Origin of the sequence: Amycolatopsis sp. YIM 10 (assembly GCF_009429145.1) — a bacterium.
Classification (GTDB): domain Bacteria; phylum Actinomycetota; class Actinomycetes; order Mycobacteriales; family Pseudonocardiaceae; genus Amycolatopsis.
The window spans coordinates 5,416,495-5,432,280 of the sequence record NZ_CP045480.1 but is presented as its reverse complement, the minus strand read 5'-3'; the positions used below and the strand labels follow the sequence as shown (position 1 = coordinate 5,432,280).

20 protein-coding genes are annotated in these 15,786 nt (G+C 72.7%); 13 read left to right on the top strand and 7 right to left on the bottom strand.

Going from position 1 to position 15,786, the window contains the following annotated elements; genetic code table 11:
• The first annotated feature begins 7 nt into the window (after positions 1–7).
• The 8 genes from YIM_RS25785 to YIM_RS25750 all read left to right on the top strand — a co-directional run bounded on the left by YIM_RS25785 (position 8) and on the right by YIM_RS25750 (position 5,465).
• Positions 8–778, top strand: coding sequence for a helix-turn-helix transcriptional regulator (locus YIM_RS25785; RefSeq protein ID WP_153032796.1), 771 nt, complete (start codon positions 8–10; stop codon positions 776–778).
• 69 nt (positions 779–847) lie between these two features.
• On the top strand, positions 848–1,588 hold the full coding sequence (locus tag YIM_RS25780) for an SDR family NAD(P)-dependent oxidoreductase (RefSeq protein ID WP_153032795.1): 741 nt from the start codon (positions 848–850) through the stop codon (positions 1,586–1,588).
• Between the two features lie 85 nt (positions 1,589–1,673).
• The gene (locus tag YIM_RS25775) at positions 1,674–2,825 is read left to right on the top strand and encodes a WXG100 family type VII secretion target (protein WP_153032794.1); all 1,152 of its coding nucleotides are present in this window, start codon (positions 1,674–1,676) and stop codon (positions 2,823–2,825) included.
• A gap of 17 nt (positions 2,826–2,842) precedes the next feature.
• On the top strand, positions 2,843–3,178 hold the full coding sequence (locus YIM_RS25770) for a hypothetical protein (RefSeq protein ID WP_153032793.1): 336 nt from the start codon (positions 2,843–2,845) through the stop codon (positions 3,176–3,178).
• Positions 3,175–3,951, top strand: coding sequence for an ESX secretion-associated protein EspG (locus YIM_RS25765; RefSeq protein ID WP_153032792.1), 777 nt, complete (start codon positions 3,175–3,177; stop codon positions 3,949–3,951). The genes YIM_RS25770 and YIM_RS25765 overlap by 4 nt, the downstream gene beginning before the upstream one ends.
• Positions 3,948–4,379, top strand: a complete 432-nt coding sequence (locus tag YIM_RS25760) for a YbaB/EbfC family nucleoid-associated protein (protein WP_370468886.1) — start codon at positions 3,948–3,950, stop codon at positions 4,377–4,379. Before YIM_RS25765 ends, YIM_RS25760 begins: the two co-directional genes overlap by 4 nt.
• The gene (locus YIM_RS25755; protein ID WP_153032791.1) at positions 4,376–4,684 is read left to right on the top strand and encodes a type VII secretion target; all 309 of its coding nucleotides are present in this window, start codon (positions 4,376–4,378) and stop codon (positions 4,682–4,684) included. The genes YIM_RS25760 and YIM_RS25755 overlap by 4 nt, the downstream gene beginning before the upstream one ends.
• A 136-nt stretch (positions 4,685–4,820) precedes the next feature.
• Positions 4,821–5,465 carry a hypothetical protein gene (locus YIM_RS25750; RefSeq protein WP_153032790.1) on the top strand — a complete coding sequence of 215 codons (645 nt, stop codon included), beginning with the start codon at positions 4,821–4,823 and terminating at the stop codon, positions 5,463–5,465.
• On the opposite strand, the gene YIM_RS25745 is transcribed toward YIM_RS25750, so the two are convergent.
• Both YIM_RS25745 and YIM_RS25740 read right to left on the bottom strand, forming a co-directional pair.
• Positions 5,406–6,494: a winged helix DNA-binding domain-containing protein gene (locus tag YIM_RS25745; protein WP_153032789.1), complete on the bottom strand. Its 1,089-nt coding sequence runs from the start codon at positions 6,492–6,494 to the stop codon at positions 5,406–5,408. The two genes, YIM_RS25750 and YIM_RS25745, sit on opposite strands and share 60 nt — an antisense overlap.
• Before the next feature lies 1 nt (position 6,495).
• The gene (locus YIM_RS25740) at positions 6,496–7,683 is read right to left on the bottom strand and encodes an epoxide hydrolase family protein (RefSeq protein WP_153032788.1); all 1,188 of its coding nucleotides are present in this window, start codon (positions 7,681–7,683) and stop codon (positions 6,496–6,498) included.
• A gap of 63 nt (positions 7,684–7,746) precedes the next feature.
• Between YIM_RS25740 and YIM_RS25735 the strand changes: the two genes are divergently transcribed.
• The gene (locus YIM_RS25735; RefSeq protein ID WP_153032787.1) at positions 7,747–8,721 is read left to right on the top strand and encodes a YafY family protein; all 975 of its coding nucleotides are present in this window, start codon (positions 7,747–7,749) and stop codon (positions 8,719–8,721) included.
• On the opposite strand, the gene YIM_RS25730 is transcribed toward YIM_RS25735, so the two are convergent.
• Positions 8,642–9,010: a DUF6223 family protein gene (locus YIM_RS25730; RefSeq protein ID WP_153032786.1), complete on the bottom strand. Its 369-nt coding sequence runs from the start codon at positions 9,008–9,010 to the stop codon at positions 8,642–8,644. The genes YIM_RS25735 and YIM_RS25730 overlap by 80 nt on opposite strands.
• A gap of 192 nt (positions 9,011–9,202) precedes the next feature.
• Here YIM_RS25730 and YIM_RS25725 point away from each other — a divergent pair, with 192 nt between their 5' ends.
• Entirely contained in the window at positions 9,203–10,330 is a 1,128-nt protein-coding gene (locus YIM_RS25725) for a sensor histidine kinase (protein ID WP_153032785.1), read from the top strand.
• Positions 10,327–10,989 carry a response regulator transcription factor gene (locus tag YIM_RS25720; protein WP_153032784.1) on the top strand — a complete coding sequence of 221 codons (663 nt, stop codon included), beginning with the start codon at positions 10,327–10,329 and terminating at the stop codon, positions 10,987–10,989. The genes YIM_RS25725 and YIM_RS25720 overlap by 4 nt, the downstream gene beginning before the upstream one ends.
• On the opposite strand, the gene YIM_RS25715 is transcribed toward YIM_RS25720, so the two are convergent.
• Positions 10,953–11,798, bottom strand: a complete 846-nt coding sequence (locus YIM_RS25715) for an SDR family oxidoreductase (RefSeq protein WP_153032783.1) — start codon at positions 11,796–11,798, stop codon at positions 10,953–10,955. The two genes, YIM_RS25720 and YIM_RS25715, sit on opposite strands and share 37 nt — an antisense overlap.
• Positions 11,795–12,790 (bottom strand): alpha/beta hydrolase, encoded by a 996-nt coding sequence (locus tag YIM_RS25710; RefSeq protein WP_153032782.1) that lies wholly within the window; start codon positions 12,788–12,790, stop codon positions 11,795–11,797. Before YIM_RS25710 ends, YIM_RS25715 begins: the two co-directional genes overlap by 4 nt.
• A 164-nt stretch (positions 12,791–12,954) precedes the next feature.
• Here YIM_RS25710 and YIM_RS25705 point away from each other — a divergent pair, with 164 nt between their 5' ends.
• Positions 12,955–14,421, top strand: a complete 1,467-nt coding sequence (locus YIM_RS25705) for a DHA2 family efflux MFS transporter permease subunit (RefSeq protein WP_153032781.1) — start codon at positions 12,955–12,957, stop codon at positions 14,419–14,421.
• 10 nt (positions 14,422–14,431) lie between these two features.
• Here the strand turns inward: YIM_RS25705 and YIM_RS49720 are convergent, their stop codons facing one another.
• Positions 14,432–14,560 carry a hypothetical protein gene (locus tag YIM_RS49720; protein WP_255463098.1) on the bottom strand — a complete coding sequence of 43 codons (129 nt, stop codon included), beginning with the start codon at positions 14,558–14,560 and terminating at the stop codon, positions 14,432–14,434.
• A 105-nt stretch (positions 14,561–14,665) separates the two neighbouring features.
• Between YIM_RS49720 and YIM_RS25700 the strand changes: the two genes are divergently transcribed.
• Entirely contained in the window at positions 14,666–15,079 is a 414-nt protein-coding gene (locus YIM_RS25700; protein ID WP_153032780.1) for a hypothetical protein, read from the top strand.
• A 99-nt stretch (positions 15,080–15,178) separates the two neighbouring features.
• On the opposite strand, the gene YIM_RS25695 is transcribed toward YIM_RS25700, so the two are convergent.
• Positions 15,179–15,745: a TetR/AcrR family transcriptional regulator gene (locus YIM_RS25695; RefSeq protein ID WP_153032779.1), complete on the bottom strand. Its 567-nt coding sequence runs from the start codon at positions 15,743–15,745 to the stop codon at positions 15,179–15,181.
• Between the last annotated feature and the right edge of the window lie 41 nt (positions 15,746–15,786).

Here is a 15,786-nt window from a genome sequence, read left to right as displayed (position 1 = left end):
TGGCGATGTGACCACCGAAGTGCTGCCCGGCCGCCGGGTTCAGTTGCGGGATTTCCTGCGTACGCGCCGTGCGCGGTTGAGTCCGGCCGACGTCGGGCTGCCCGTGGTGGGGCAGCGCCGTACCCCGGGGTTGCGGCGGGAGGAGGTCGCCGTGCTCGCCGGGGTGGGGGTGTCCTGGTACACCTGGCTCGAACAGGGCCGGGAGATCAACGTCTCGGCGGAGGTGCTCGACGCGATCGGCCGGGCGCTGCGACTGTCCGAACCGGAACGCACGCACCTCTACCTGCTGGCCGGGCTCAACCCGCCGGTCGCCGGGGCGGCCACCGGCGACCCCGCGCGGTTGCGCCGGGTCCTCGACGGCTGGCCGTCGCCCGCGGTGTTGCGTGACCGCTGCTGGAACGTGCTGGCGGTCAACGAAGCCGCGCGCGACTGCTTCGGCTACGACGGGCCGGGGCACAACTGCCTGGTTTCCTTCTTCACCGAGGACCGGTACCGCGACATGGCGGAGGACTGGGCGTTGGCCGCGCCCGCGGTGGTCGCGGCGTTCCGCGCCGACGCGGCGCATTTCCCCGGTGACCCCGAATTCGGCCGGGTGATCGCCGAGTTGAGCGCGGTCAGCCCGGAGTTCGCGGAACTGTGGGCCCGGCACGATGTCGGCACTCCGGTGCAGGACGTGCTGGCCGTGCGCGAGCGCGGCGAGGCGCGGCGGTTCGAGAAAACCACGCTGGTGCCCGCGGACCGGCCGGACGCGTACCTGGTGCTTTACACGCCCGCCTGAAAGTGGTGGTGGCAGACCCAGGTTGACCAAGCACTGCCGGGGAAAGCACGCGGGCCGCACGCTGGGGCCATGAGATTCGACGGCAAGATCGCACTGGTGACCGGCGGCAGCGCGGGAATCGGGCTGGCCACCGCGCGGCGGTTGCGCGACGAGGGCGCGCGGGTGGTGATCACCGGCCGCGACCAGGCCCGGCTGGAGGCCGCTGCCGGTGCGAACGTGCTCGCGGCGCGCGGCGACGCCTCCCGGCCCGACGACCTCGACGCGGTGATGGACACGATCCGCGACCGGTTCGGCGGACTGGACGTGGTGTTCGCGAACGCGGGCGCCGCCGCGTTCCGGCCGAACGCCGAGATCACCGAAGCCGAGTTCGACCGGGTCGCGGACAGCAACTTCAAGGCCGCCTTCTTCACCGTGCAGAAGTCGGTGCCGCTGCTGCGGAGTCCGGCGTCGATCGTGCTGAACGCGTCGTGGGCGGTGCATCGCGGTGTGCCGGGGTCCGCGGTGTACGCCGCGGCGAAGGCGGCCGCGCACAACCTCGCGCCGGCCTACGCGGCGGAACTGGCGGGCACCGGGATCCGGGTGAATTCGGTGAGCCCCGGGTACATCGCGACCGGCTCGTTCCGGGAGCACGTCTCCACCGAGGCGCAGGTCGTGGCGGCCGCCGCGGTGGCAGCGGGCAGGCTCGGCACGCCCGAGGACGTCGCCGCCGTGGTCGCCTTCCTCGCGTCGGAGGACGCCGCCTACGTCAACGGCCAGGATCTCCTCGTGGACGGCGGCCTGATCACCACCACCCCGGCCCCGATGCTGTGACCTGCGGGGATCGGTGTTACATCAGAATTTCATCACCCGGCCCTAGCTTCTGACCATCAGCACAAGTGCAGATGGAAGACGGGACATGACCGACAACTCGGGTGACGGAACGCTGATCGACCAGGCCTCCGCGGGAGTGCAGGACCTGGCCGCGGCCGCCACCGCCGGACTCGAGCAGGCCGGGCCGGCCGGGGCGCTGGCCCAGCCGGTGGTGGATCTGCTGCGCAACGTGTGGGAGGGCTACTTCGGTTCGCCGATCCCGCCGGACGGCACGAACTGGAACGCCTACACCCACGACGAGCTGTACCGGATGCTCTGGGACAACGCCGACGTGGGCGAGGTCAGCTCGATGGCGGCCGAGTGGGGGAGGCACGGCAGCGAACTGTCCGAGCACGGCGAGGAACTGCACACGCAACGCGGCACGCTGCGATCGAACTGGAGCGGTGGCGCGGCCGACCTGGCCGCCGACCGGCTCGGCCGGATCGGGGACAAGACCACCGACATCGGTTCGCGCGCGAACACCGTGCAGGGCGCCACGCAGGACGCGGGTGACGCGCTCGCCGTCGCGCGCAACACCATGCCGCCGCCCGCCGGTGATCCGCTCGGCGCCGGGGTGGCGGGAGCGGCCGCCGGAGCAGGCGCGGGCGCGGCCATCGGGGCGATCGTCGGTGCGGGTGCCGGTGGGGTGGGCGCCGGTCCGGGCGCGCTGATGGGCGCGGCGATCGGTGCGGTGGCCGCCGGTGGCGCGAGCTACTTCCTGGCCAGCGCGGCAGCCGCCGAGCAGAAGGCGCAGGCGGTGCACGTGATGCAGCGCTACGAATCGAGCTTGAACGACAGCAGCCGGAAGGTCACTCCCGGCGCCGCCGGTGCCGATTCGATGGGCAGTGGCATGAACAGCTCGACCACCGCCTCCGGATTCGCCGGGGCGGCCGGCGGAATCGCCGGTGGCACGGCGACCGGCAGCGGCGGGTTGCCGTGGAGCCAGCTGGTCGGTTCGGGTCCGCTGGACGCCGGTAACTCCAGCGGCGGCGCACTGGCCCGCGGCGTGGCGGGCCGGGGTTCGATGGCCGGAATGGCGGGCGGTCGAGGGGCGGCCGCGAACGGCATGATGCCCGGCGCCGGCGGCGGGCGCGGCCAGGGCGCCGAGGACGAGGTCCACGTCAACCGCCTGCCGACGATCGACCAGCAGCTTTTCCACGTCGACGACAAGACCAGCAGCCCGGTCATCGGGCTTTAGCGGGCAGAGGAGACATCGTGACTTCCCAGGGCGGCTTCCAGGTCGAGCCGCAGGAGTTGAGTGCGCAGGTGGCGGCGCTCGCCGCGCTCGGCGATCGCACCGCCGGGCTGGCCTCGTCGGCGAACCGGCTGGCCGAGCAGCTGCCGCGGCTGGGCACCGCGCCGCCCGCGCTGCACCTGGCGCGGCGGTTGCGCGAGGCGGCGGGCGAGACCGGGCTCTCCGGTGAGGTCGCCGCGGCCGACGGCAACCTGAACGACTACCACCGCGCGCTGCACGCGACGGTCAACCGGTACACCGAGGCCGAAGCCGACCACACCAGGGCGCTGCGGAGCACGGAAGGCACCGGGACGTGACGGCGGTGACCGAGCCGGACACCGTCCACTTCGGACTTGTCGAGCTGGACCTGCTCGCCGCGCACGCCGGGGTGCCGCTGCCGTTCCCGTTGCGGGTGCCTTCGTTCGGGCGGCTCGCCGGTGAACGCGAGATCCTGCTCGCCACCGCGGGCGAGGCGCTGGCGCTGCGCGGGCTGGCCGATGACCGCGGCCCGGTCGGCGCGGCGGAGGAAGTGGTCACCGCGCTGCGCGAGCACCACGGCGCCATCGACCTGGTGCTGGCCGGTGAGTCCGGCACCACCGTGGTCGCCGCGCTGGTCTACCGGTCCTCGGTGCTGCTGTTCCACCAGACGCTCGACGACTCCCAGCGCGTCGGCGTCCGGCGGTTCACCGACGCCGCGCTGGCCGCCGAACTGCTCAAGCTGGTGCCGCAACTCGCCGCGCCGGTGTCGATGCCGATCACCATTCCCGCGCCGGCGGTGAAGGCGGTGACCGAGCTGCCCGGCGAGATCGGCGAGCAGGAGATGCGCGACCTCTTCCGCGACCACGGCGGTGAACCGGCCGTGCTGGACAACCTGGTCGGCCTGCTGGTCCCGCTGACCGGGCGCGGCCAGCTCGGCGCCACGCGGCGCGGCGCGCGGGCCGGGACCGAACTGTCCTGGTTGGACGGTCCGAAGGGCAGGGTCAGGGTGGACCCGGCCGCCGACGGCTGGCTGAGCGTGAACCCGCTGCACCGGGCCGCGGTGCGATCGGCGCTCGAAGAACTGGCCACGATCGCGCGGAGTCCGCGATGAGCGAAGGGAACACCATGGACCCGGCCCGGTGGCTGGCCGACTACCAGCGCAACCTGGAACGGCTCGACGCCACGGCGCGGGCGGTGGAGTCGAACCTGCGACAGGTCGGCGGCGCCGCGATCTCACCGCGGGGTGAGGTGTCGGTCTCGGTCGGGGTCAGCGGCGCGCTGGAGGGCCTGCGGCTGACCGCGGCCGCCCGCTCGCTCGACGCCGACCAGCTCGCTCAGCTCATCCTGGCCACCGCGCGGCAGGCACAGCGGGTGGCCGGGGCGCAGGTCGTGGAGATCATGACCGAGTACACCGGCGAGGGCCCGGCGCTGGAGCTGATCAAGCGGAACCTGGCGGCGGCGGAAGAACCCGCCGAGGTGCCCGCGCCGGTCGATGACGACGACTACTTCTTCTCGAACCCACCGGAGATCTCCCGATGAACCACGTGCTGGTCGATCCCGACCGCGTCCGCGCGCACGCCGGTACCGCGGCCGGGGTCGCCGCCGAGGTGTCCACCGTCGCGGCCGCCCTGCCCGATGGCCTGGACAGCGCCGCGCTCGGCACCTTCACGCAGTTCCTCACCGTCGGACTGCGGGAAGTGCTCGGCCGCACGGCGGACGCGATCTCGCACGCCTCGGCCGCGGTGGACAGCATGAGCACCCGGCTCGGCCAGGCGGCGGACGGCTACCAGAGCGCCGACGGCGATGGCGTGACCCGGTTGCACACGGCGGAGGAAGGCCGGTGACCGCCGCCGCCGAGGTGCTCGCCGATCTGCGGACGACCACCGAGGCCGTGGAGAACGGGACTGGGTTTCCGCCGGGCTCGGCGGTGCCAGTACCGCGCTCGGCATTCTCGAAGTCACCGGCAGCCCGCTTTCTCCGGTGTCGGACGCCGGATTCGGCTGGGTGCTGGACTTCGTCTCCTTCCTGGAGGAGCCGCTGAACCAGCTGGCCGGTGATCCCGGCGCGATTTCCACCAGCGCGCAAGGATTCCAGTCCGCCGGACAGAGCGTTTCCTCGGCCGCCGGGGCGTATCGCGAGGCGAGCACTTCGGAAACCGCGGATTGGAGCGGTTCCGGTGGTTCGGACTACCGGGCGTCGGCCGCGCAGCTGGCCGACGGCATCGAGGCCGCCGCGCAGGCGAGTACCGCGGCCTCAGGCGCACTCACCGGAGCCGGTGAGGTGGTCGCCCAGGCCCGCGACATCGTCACGCAGCTGATCGGCGAGGCCGCCGGGCGGATCAACACCATCGTGATGCAGGCGCTGGCCGCGGCGCAGGCCACCGGTGGTGCGAGCGTGGCCGCCGCCATCCCGCAGGTGGTGCAGGTCGCCGTCGAATACGGCGGGAAGATCGCCGAGAAGATGGGCGTGCTGCTGTCCAGCACGGAGAACCTGCTGAAGCTGGTACACGGCGCGGTGGCCGCGCTGGACGTCCTGGACAAGGCGCTCTCCGGCATCGAGAACGGGTCAAGCTCCGAAGTGGACAGTGTGGGCCAGACCAGGAGCCGCGAAAGCGAGCAGGCGTAGCGCTTCGGCCTCGATCGCCTCGCGGTCGTCCGCGGAGAGCGGGCGCAACGGCACCACGGTGAGCGCGCCCGCCCGGTCCCTCGTCCACGTCGCCGCCACCGTGCCGTCGACGAGCACGGTCGCCGCGACCGCGTCGCCCTGGCACACCTGGCGCCGGATCGGGCCGGTCATGACGCGGGTGCGGTCGGCGTGCGCGAGCAACGTCGCGTCGAACTCCGGCAGCAGCCGGACGGGCGCGGGGAGGTCGGCGGACGGCAGTTCCCGGTCCGGCAGGTCGAACAGCTCGCGGCCCGACTCGTCCGCGTAGGTGCGCAACTCCGGCCGCAACTGCTCGAAGATCTCGGGCAGCCCGCTCACCCCGGACCAGCTCCGCGCGTCGGCGACGGTGGCCGGGCCGAACGCGGCCAGGTAACGCCGCACCATTTCGCGGGTGCTCTCGACGGTCGCTTGGGGCAGGTCCGGAAAGGCCGCGAACGGGGTCGCACCGCGCTTGCCCCACGTCCCGCTCGGCGCGGGATGCACCACGGGGAGCAGGTACTGCACCGTCCAGCCGAGTGCGGTCGCGTCGGCGCCGGGACGGGTTCGCGCGAGCGCGCGGCCGAGTTCGGGACGGGTGAGCACTTCGCCGCCGGACAACAGTTTCACCGCTTCGGTGACCAGGTCGTCAAGGTCGATGCCCGTGGTCCGGCGGCCGAAAACGTTGCGCTGCACGCGTTTCAGCAACGGCGCCAGCACCGGCCGCACGAGCCGGAAGTCCGCCGCCGGCACCAGGTGCTGGGTGGCCCGCATCAGCACGGACCGCACCAGCGAACCGGTTTCGATGGCGGCGGTGAGGTCCTCGATGGTGAAGCGGTCGAGCCGGCTCCACAGCGCGAGATAGGGCGGATCCGGGGACTGCGCGTTGAGCCCGAAGAGGTGGCCGGTCGCCGCGACGACGTCCAGCCCGGCGCGGCCGAGCAGCAGCTGCCGGTCGAGCAGGGCGCGGTTGAGCGCCCGCGGGCTCAGCACCGCGGTCCCGCGGGCGCCCATCTCAGCGGACCTTCCGGAAGAACACGCGCACGTCCTCGGTCAGCGCGGCCGGGGCCTCCATGGCGAGGAAGTGCCCGCCGTGCCCGAGATCGGTCCAGTGCACGATGTGGTGGTCGCGCTCGGCCCAGCGGCGGATGGTGACGTCGTGTGCGGACACCAGCACGCCGACGGGCACCTGCGGCCCGGCGGGTGCTTCGGCGGTCCAGTCGCCGGTTTCGCCGGTCCACTCGGTGGAGCTGCCGCTCCAGCCGTTCGCCGTGATCTCCTCGTAGTAGATCTGCGCGGCCGAGCCCGCGGTTCCGGTGAACCAGTACAGCGAGATGGTGGCGAGCATCCGGTCGCGGTCCACGCACTGCTCGGGCAGCGCGTCCTCCGGCATGGTCAGCTCCTTGAACTTCTCCACGATCCACGCGAGCTGACCGGCGGGGGAGTCGGTCAGGCCGTAGGCCACCGTCTGCGGGCGCTTGGAGTTGCACTGCAGGTAGCCGTCGTTGAAGTTCTGCATCGCCTGCCAGCGCCGCTGATCGGCCTCGGGGAGGTCGTCCATTTCGCCGTCGGCACCGATCGGGAACGCGATCATCCCGTTGACGTGCACCCCGATGACGTGCTCGGGATCCTGCTTGCCGATTTCCGGGCCCACCCACGAACCGGTGTCGTAACCCTGCACGCCGTAGCGTTCGTAACCGAGCGCCGCCATCAACCTGGTGAACAGGCCCGCCATCTTCGCCGCGCTCATGCCCGGCCCGGCCAGCGGTGTGGAGAAGCCGAAGCCCGGCAGGGAGGGGATGACCAGGTGGAAGGCGTCAGCCGGGTCGCCGCCGTGCGCCCGCGGGTCCGACAGCGGCCCGATCACGTCGAAGAAGTCGGTCACCCCGCCGGGCCAGCCGTGCAGCAGGACCAGCGGAGTGGCGTCCGGTTCCGGGGAGCGCACGTGCAGGAAGTGCAGGCGCTGGCCGTCGATGGTGGTGACGAACTGCGGGTGCGCGTTGATCGCGGCTTCCTGCGCCCGCCAGTCGAACCCGGTGCGCCAGTACTCGGCGAGGTCGGTCAGGTAGGCGACGGGCACACCCCGGCTCCAGCCGACGCCGGGCAGTTCGGCGGGCCAGCGGGTGGCGGCCAGCCGCGCGGCGAGGTCGTCGAGCTGAGCCCGCGGGATGTCGATCGAGAAGGGATGGATGTCCGATGTCATGGAGGCAACGCTAGGACCCGGTTAGGACAGGTTCGGTCCTAACGATCGGGCAGAATGGAAATCATGCTGGAGACTTCCGCGCGGCTGCTGAAACTCCTGTCGCTGCTGCAGACGCACCGCGACTGGCCGGGCGCCGAGCTGGCGGAACGCCTCGGCGTCACCACGCGGACCGTGCGGCGGGATGTGGACCGCCTGCGCGAACTCGGATATCCGGTGCACGCGCTCCAGGGCACGCCCGGCTACCGCCTCGGCGCGGGCGCGGCCCTGCCGCCGCTGCTGCTCGACGACGACGAAGCCGTCGCGGTGGCCGTCGGGTTGCGGACCGCGACCAGCAGTTCGGTCACCGGCATCGAGGAAACCGCCTTGCGCGCGCTCACCAAGCTGGAGCAGGTGCTGCCGTCGCGCCTGCGGCACCGGGTGAACACGGTGCAGACCGCGACCGTGCGTGCCGGGGTCGCGCCCGGACCGCGGGTTTCGGCGGACACGCTGATGACCATCGCCGACGCGTGCCGTCGCCACGAGTGCCTGCGCTTCGACTACACCAGCCCGCGCGGCGGCGCGTCCCGCCGGACCACCGAGCCGTACAGCCTGGTCAACTTCGGCAGGCACTGGTACCTGGTCGCCTTCGACACCGGCCGCGACGACTGGCGCACCTTCCGGGTGGACCGGCTCACCCCGAAGCCGCCCGCCGGACCCCGGTTCACTCCGCGCGAGCTGCCCTACGGTGACGCCGGTGACGTCGCGACCTACCTGGCGCACCAGCTTTCCGCGCGCAGCTGGCCCTGCCAGGCGACGGTCACCCTGCACGAATCCGCCGACGCCGTGGCGGACCGGGTCTGGCCGGGCATGGGCGCGGTCGAAGCCGTCGACGCGCAGAGCTGCCTGCTGCACCTCGGCGCCGAGACCACCACCGATCTGGTCTGGATGATCACCTCGGTGCAGACCGACTTCACCGTGGTCAGCGGACCGCCCGACCTCGCGGCCGCACTGCGGCGGCAGGCCGAGCGCTGCCTGTCCGCGATCGGCTCCGCCGGATGAGTGCGATTCCGCCCAGCACCGCCCCGAGCAGGCCCACCACCAGTGCCACGACGCCGCCGCCGAGGCCGTTCCCGGTGCCGACGCCACCTTCGGCGGTGACCACGACCAGCCCGCCGACGGCCATTCCGGTGACCCCGGCGGCCACGGCGATGACCGCACCGCGGCGCCAGGCGCGGGCCAGTGCGAAGCCGCCGATGACCACACCGAGCAAGCCGAGCAATCCGCCCGCGAGGGCCCCGATCCGTCCCGAACTCAGTGTGTAGGCGTCGGCGGCGAGCAACGCGGTCATGGCGATCTCCTTCGTTCGATGAGCGTGACCTCGCCGAGGATGCCGCCCGGCGCCCGTCCGGTCGTCGTGCCGACGCGGGCAGTTCGCGCTGCCGCGGGCGAGGCAGGAACCGCCGCACTACCGCGGGCGCGGTAGCCGGGAAGTCTGCTCGCGGAGGACTCGGCCGGGCGTGCGGCCGATTAGGGTGCACGCATGAACCGGGGACGGATCGGCGTCGTGGACTGGGCGATCGCCGCCGGGGTGGCGGCGTCCCAGCTGATCGCCGGACTGTCCGAACAGGACGCGCCGGCGCATCTCGCGCCGCTGGGTCACGCGTTGCTGGTCGCGGGTGGGCTGGCGCTGGTCGCGCGCCGACGCGCGCCGATCGTCGTGCTGGCCACGACCGGGTGCTGCGCGCTGGGATATCAGGCGGCCGGCTTCGACGTGCCGGTCATCGCGTACCTGTTCGCGGTGTACGCGGCGGTGCGGGCGGGACATCGCCTGGTCACCGTGGTGGCTTCGGTGCTCATGCTGGCCGTGCTGCCACTGGCGATCCTGTTGTCGTCCCATGAACTTCCCGTTGGCGAGCTTTTCTCCCGCTCCAGGGACGTGCTGGAACTGGCCTGGCTGGTCGCGGCCGGAGCGGCGGGGGAAGCACTGCGGCAGGCCGAGCGCCGGGCGGACGAGGCGGAGCGCACCCGCGAGGAGACCGCGCGCCGCCGCGCCGACGAGGAACGGCTGCACATCGCCAGGGAACTGCACGACTCGCTCACCCACCAGATCTCGGTGATCAAGGTGCAGGCCGAGGTCGCCGTGCATCTCGCGAACAAACGGGGTGAAGAGGTGCCCGAGGCGGTGCTCGCGATCCGGGAGGCCGGTCGTGAGGCGGCCAGGGAACTGCGGGCGACGCTGGAAGCGCTGCGTGAGGACGACCCGAACCCGCCGCGCGGGCTCGGCGACGTCCCGGAACTGGTGCGGCGGGCACGGGCGGGCGGCCTGGACGCGCGGCTGGAGGTCGGGGGAGAACGGGCGGACGCGCCCGCGGTGCCGGTCGCGGTCGGCCGGACCGCCTACCGGATCGTCCAGGAGTCGCTGACCAACGTCGCCCGGCACGCCGCCGCCACCAGCGCGACGGTCCGGATCGATCACCGTCCCGGTGCGCTGGCCATCCGGATCGACGACAACGGCCGGGCCACTCCGGGCACCGCGCCGGAACCCGGGGTCGGGCTGCTCGGCATGCGCGAGCGGGTCACCGCGCTCGGCGGCAGGCTGAGCGCGGCGCCCCGCGGCGAAGGCGGATTCACCGTCGAGGCCGAACTGCCGGTGGACCGGGCGCCGTGATCCGCGTCCTGCTGGCCGACGACCAGCCGCTCATCCGCAGCGGGTTCCGCGCCCTGCTGGACATCGAGGACGACATCGAGGTGGTGGCGGAGGCGGGCGACGGCGGCGCGGCGGTGGCGCTGGCCAGGCAGCACCTGCCCGACATCGCGCTCGTCGACGTGCAGATGCCGGGCGTCGACGGGATCGAGGCGACCCGGCGCATCGCCGCGGATCCGGCACTGGCGGCGGTGCACGTGGTCATCCTGACCAACTACGGCCTGGACGAGTACGTCTTCGACGCGTTGCGCGCCGGGGCGGCGGGCTTCCTGGTCAAGGACATCCAGCCGGAGGACTTCCTGCACGCGGTGCGCGTCGCCGCGCGGGGTGACGCGCTGCTCGCGCCGTCGATCACGCGGAAGCTGATCGACCGGTACGTCACCGCACCGCCCGGCCCGGGAACCGGTGCGGGACTCGAGGAACTGACCAATCGCGAACGCGAGGCGGTCGCACTGGTCGCGCGGGGTCTGTCCAACGACCAGATCGCCGGTCGCATGGTGATCAGCCCGCTGACCGCCAAGACCCACGTCAACCGGGCGATGACCAAGCTCCGCGCCAGGGACCGCGCGCAGCTGGTGATCCTCGCCTACGAATCCGGGCTGGTGGTCCCGGGCGGTTCCTGAGCGCCCATGCGCATCGAGGCGACCACGCCGCCGTCGACCAGGAGGTCGGTGCCCGTGATGAAGGTGGCTTGCGGACCCAGCAGGAAGGCGGCCGCGTCGGCGACGTCGTCCGGGGTACCGATCCGGCCGGTGCCGCAGCGGTCGATCATCGCGCGGATCATGTGGCCGGATGGGCCGTCCAGTTCCGTACGGCCCATCGCGGTGGCGATGATCCCCGGGCTGATGGAGTTGACGCGCGCGCCCCGCCGTCCCCAGGTGTTCGCGGCGGCTTGCACGCGCAAGGCGTTGGCGCGCTTGGACATCGCGTAGGCGCCTCGCGCGCCGAGCGCGTCCGGCGACAGGAACGGCAGAGCCAGCAGCTCGGCCGCGGGCGCGGTGGCGAGCGCGAGTTCCTGATCGGTGGTCAGCTCCTGCGGCATATGCCCGGCCATGCTGGCGATCACCACGCCCGCGCCACCGGGTGCGATGACGCGCGCGAACTCGTCCAGCACCAGTGCGACGCCGAGGAGGTCGACGCGCAGCACGGTCTCGGCCTGAGCCTGTTCCGGCGAAAGGCCCGCGGTGTGCACCACGTGCGTGACCCGGCCCAGGGCCGCCGCCGCGTCGGCCAGCGCGGCCACCGCCTCTCGGTCGGACACATCGGTCACCCGGGTGGTGACGTCGTGACCGTCACCGCGCAGCGCTTCGGCGGCGGCGGTCAGCGCGGGTTCGCTGAAGTCCGCGAGCAGCGTCCGGCGACCGGAGGCCAGCCGCCGCGCGATGGCCAGCCCCATCCCGCCCGCGCCGGTGATCACCACGACGTCGCTCATCCGACGGCCTGCTTCAGCGCGCGCACGGCGCTGCCGCGCAGGGCCTGGACCAGCGGCGCGTCCGGCAGCAGCGAGACGGCGCCGTGGTACATGCCCGGCACCACTTCGACCTGGCAGTCGACCCCGGCCTGGTCCAGGCGCCGCGCGTAGTCGAGGTCCTCGTCGTGGAACAGGTCCAGGTCGCCCACGCCGATCCAGGCCGGTGGCAGCCCGGCGAGGTCGGCGCGCCGGGCGGGCACGGCGTGCGGGCGGTCCTCGTGCTCACCCGGCGCGTGCCCGAGGTAGGAGGTCCAGCCGAACTTGTTCGAGCCGGGCGTCCACACCAGGGTTTTCGGCCGCGTGGTGTCCAAAGTGGTCCGATCGTCCAGCATCGGGTAGACCAGCAGCTGGAAGCACACGCCGAACTCGCCGCGATCGTGCGCCCGCTGGGCGAGCGCGGCGGCGAGCCCGCCACCGGCGCTCTCCCCGCCGATCGCGATCCGGCCGGGGTCGACGCCCAGTTCGCCCGCCTGCCCGTGCAGCCAGGCCAGCGCCGAGTAGCAGTCGTCCAGCCCGGCGGGGAACGGGTGCTCCGGCGCGAGCCGGTAGTTGACGCTGACCACGGGAATGCCGAGTTCGCGGGCGAAGCGGCCGCACGCGGTGTGGTCGCTCAGCGCGTCACCCGCGACATAACCACCACCGTGGATCCACAGCAGTGCACCCGAAGGCCTGGTGCGGCCGGGCACGTCGTAGGTGTAGACCTCGACGCCGCCGGGAAGGGTCCGCCGATCCATCGTGACGCCGTCGGGCACCGGCGCGGGCGGGATCGGGGCGAGCCGCAGCAACCGCAACATGGTTCTGGAGCTGATTTCGAACGGGAGCCGCAGGATGATCGAGCCGCGCAGCTCCGGTGCCACGGCTTCGAGCTGCCGCGCCCTGGCCCGCGTGCTCTTGACGACCGCCGCGGCCCCGGCCGCGGTCACCGCGGCGAGCCCGAGCTTCCAGCCGTTCATCGGCTGCTCCCTCCCATTGGGACAATCTGGCGCCAGGCTAGCCGGAGTCCGCGCGACCCCGGGTAAATCGCTGGCGAGACCCCGTTACCCGCCGTATACACTGATCACGCTGGCCGCATCGTGGCGCTCTGGCTCATCCGACTTTCCTGTGAGGTGCTTTCCCCATGCCCGGCTCCGCGACCGCGGCCGAGACCGCCGCGCCCGACCGCGACGCGGCACCGGCGCGGGCCGGTCTGCTGATCGGCGTGATGGTCATCGCCGCCTTCGTGATGATCCTCAACGAGACCATTCTCAGCGTCGCCCTGCGCGACCTGACCGTCGACCTGTCCGTCTCCACCACCACCGTGCAGTGGCTGACCAGCGGGTTCCTGCTGACCATGGCGGTGGTCATCCCGACCACGGGCTTCCTGCTCGAACGCTTCACCCCGCGCCAGGTGCTGCTCGCGTCGCTCAGCCTGTTCAGCTCGGGCACGCTGCTCAGCGGCCTGGCGCCGGGCTTCGAGGTGCTGCTGGCCGGCCGGGTGGTGCAGGCGTGCGGCACGGCGATGATGCTGCCGCTGCTGATGACCTCGGTGATGCGCCTGGTGCCGCCGGAGCGCCGCGGCGCGACGATGGGCACGATCACCATCGTCATCGCGGTCGCCCCGGCCATCGGGCCGACCGTCGGCGGTGCGGTGCTGTCCTCGCTGGGCTGGCGCTGGATGTTCTGGATCGTGCTGCCGCTGGCGCTGGCCGCGCTGGTGGTCGGCGTGATCTGGTTCCGGCTCGACGGCAGCCCGCGCAAGGTGCCGCTGGACGTGGCGTCGGTGCTGCTCTCGGCGATCGGGTTCGGCGGGGTGCTCTACGGGCTCGCGTCCTTCGGCGAGGGCGGCGGCGAGGGCCACCCGGTGCCGCCGTGGCTGCCGGTGACCGTCGGCGCGCTCGCGCTCGTGGTGTTCACCTGGCGCCAGACGCGCCTGCAGCGTGAGGACCGCGCCCTGCTCGACCTGCGCCCGTTCACCCACCGCAGTTTCGTGGTCGCGCTGACGCTGACCGCGCTGCTGTTTGTCTGCCTGATCGGCGTCGCCTCGATCATGCTGCCGCTGTACCTGCAGACCGTGCTGCACACCAGCACCTTCGTCAGCGGGCTCGCGGTGCTGCCCGGCGGGCTGGTGCTCGGCCTGCTCGGCCGCCCGGTCGGTGCGCTGTTCGACCGGTTCGGCGCGCGGCCGCTGGTGATCCCCGGCGCGGCGGCGATGGCGGCCTCGCTGTGGTTGTTCGCCACCCTCGGCCCGGAGACGCCGCTGACGGTGGTCATCGCGATCAACGTGCTGCTGATGGCCGGGCTCGGCTTCATGATGACCCCGCTGATGGCCGAGTCGCTCGGCGTGCTGCCCGAGCACCTGCATTCCCACGGCAGCGCCATTCTCGCCACGCTCCAGCAGGTCGCCGGCGCGTTCGGCACCGCGGTCTTCGTCAGCGTGGCCACGCTCGGCAGCGCCGCCGGGAGCACCGGCCCGGACGCCGCGGGCCTGCGCACCGCGTTCCTCGTGGCCGGGGTGGTCGGCGTGGCGGCGCTGATCACGTCGCTGTTCGTGCGACGGCAGGCCGCGGACCGGCCGCCGTCGGCGGCGGCCGGTCACGGGCACTGAAACCCGGGGACTACTGGCAGGCTTCGCAGTCGGGGTCGTCGATGCGGCAGGCGGCCCCGTCGGTGAGCGGGAAGTCGAAGTCGTCGATCGCCGGGACGGCCAGGCCGGTGGTTTCTTCGGGTGTCGCGGTGGCGGACAATGTCACTCCTCGGGCGCGGGAACGGTTTCCTAATCTCTGTAGCGCCCAAGATCGACAGGCATTCCGTGACGCGCGACACACGGGTCTTGGCGAGAGGAGCAGCGCATGGCGGTCGCCGCGGCGCTCACGTTCACCTGGCTCGGCATGGTCCTCGGGATCTCGTTCCTGGAAGCGCCGCTGAAGTTCCGCGCCCCCGGCGTCACGGTGCCGCTCGGCCTGGGCATCGGCCGGCTGGTGTTCGCCGCGCTGAACCGGATCGAGGTGGTGCTCGCGGTGGCGGTGTGGGCCGCGCTGCTGCTGGGTTCCCGCTCGACCGGTGCGCTGGTGGCCACGGGCGCGGTGAGCGTGGTGCTGCTGGTGCAACTGGTCGCGGTACGGCCCGCCCTGACCCGCCGCTCGGACCGGGTGCTCGCCGGTGAGGACGGCCCGCGCAGCCGCGCGCACCTGGTCTACATCGGACTCGAGGTGCTGAAGGCCGCCGGTCTGATCGCACTCGGCGCCCTCGCGCTCGCGGGGTGACCGGGCTGAGGGTCCTGCCGGCTCGCGGGTGCTGGGGGGACGGTTTCCCGCGAGCCGGCCGGCCAGGGAAACGCTAACCCGATCGGTGACGCCGGAGTGTCACCTGTTCGCACCACAGGTGAACATGCCGTCGAGCAGCACCTGCACCAGCCGGCGCACCGCCTCCGCGCGATCCATCGGCGCCGGGCCGCCGGACAGCGCGGCCTCGAGCATTTCGAACAGCAGCGCCAGATCCGCGGGCTGGATGTCGCGGCGGAGCGTGCCGTCGCGCTGCGCCTGGTCGAAAGCCGGTCGCAGCACGGCGATCAGCGCGTGGGTGAGCTGCCGCTGGCTGCGCTCGGGTAGCTCGCGGAACAGGCGGACCAGCGCGCGGCGCTCGGCCTGCATGGACAGCACGGTGTGCAGCAGTTCCCGGAACGACCGGCGCTGGCGCACCACCTGCTTGAGCGCGGTCAGGTGCTCGTCGGCCACCGCCAGCGCGAGCGCCTTGCGATCGGGGAAGTGCCGGTAGACCGTGGCGCGGCCGAGGCCGGTGCGGCGGGCGATCTCCTCCAGCGCCACCGTTCCGCCGGGCTCGGCGAAGGCCTGGTCGGCCGCGCGCAGGATCGTCTCCCGGTTGCGGCGAGCGTCCACGCGCCGGGGCACCGCCGGGGGCACTGGGCGCATGGAGCTACAGGCTACTCATCAGTAGTGAGACGGGCAATCGG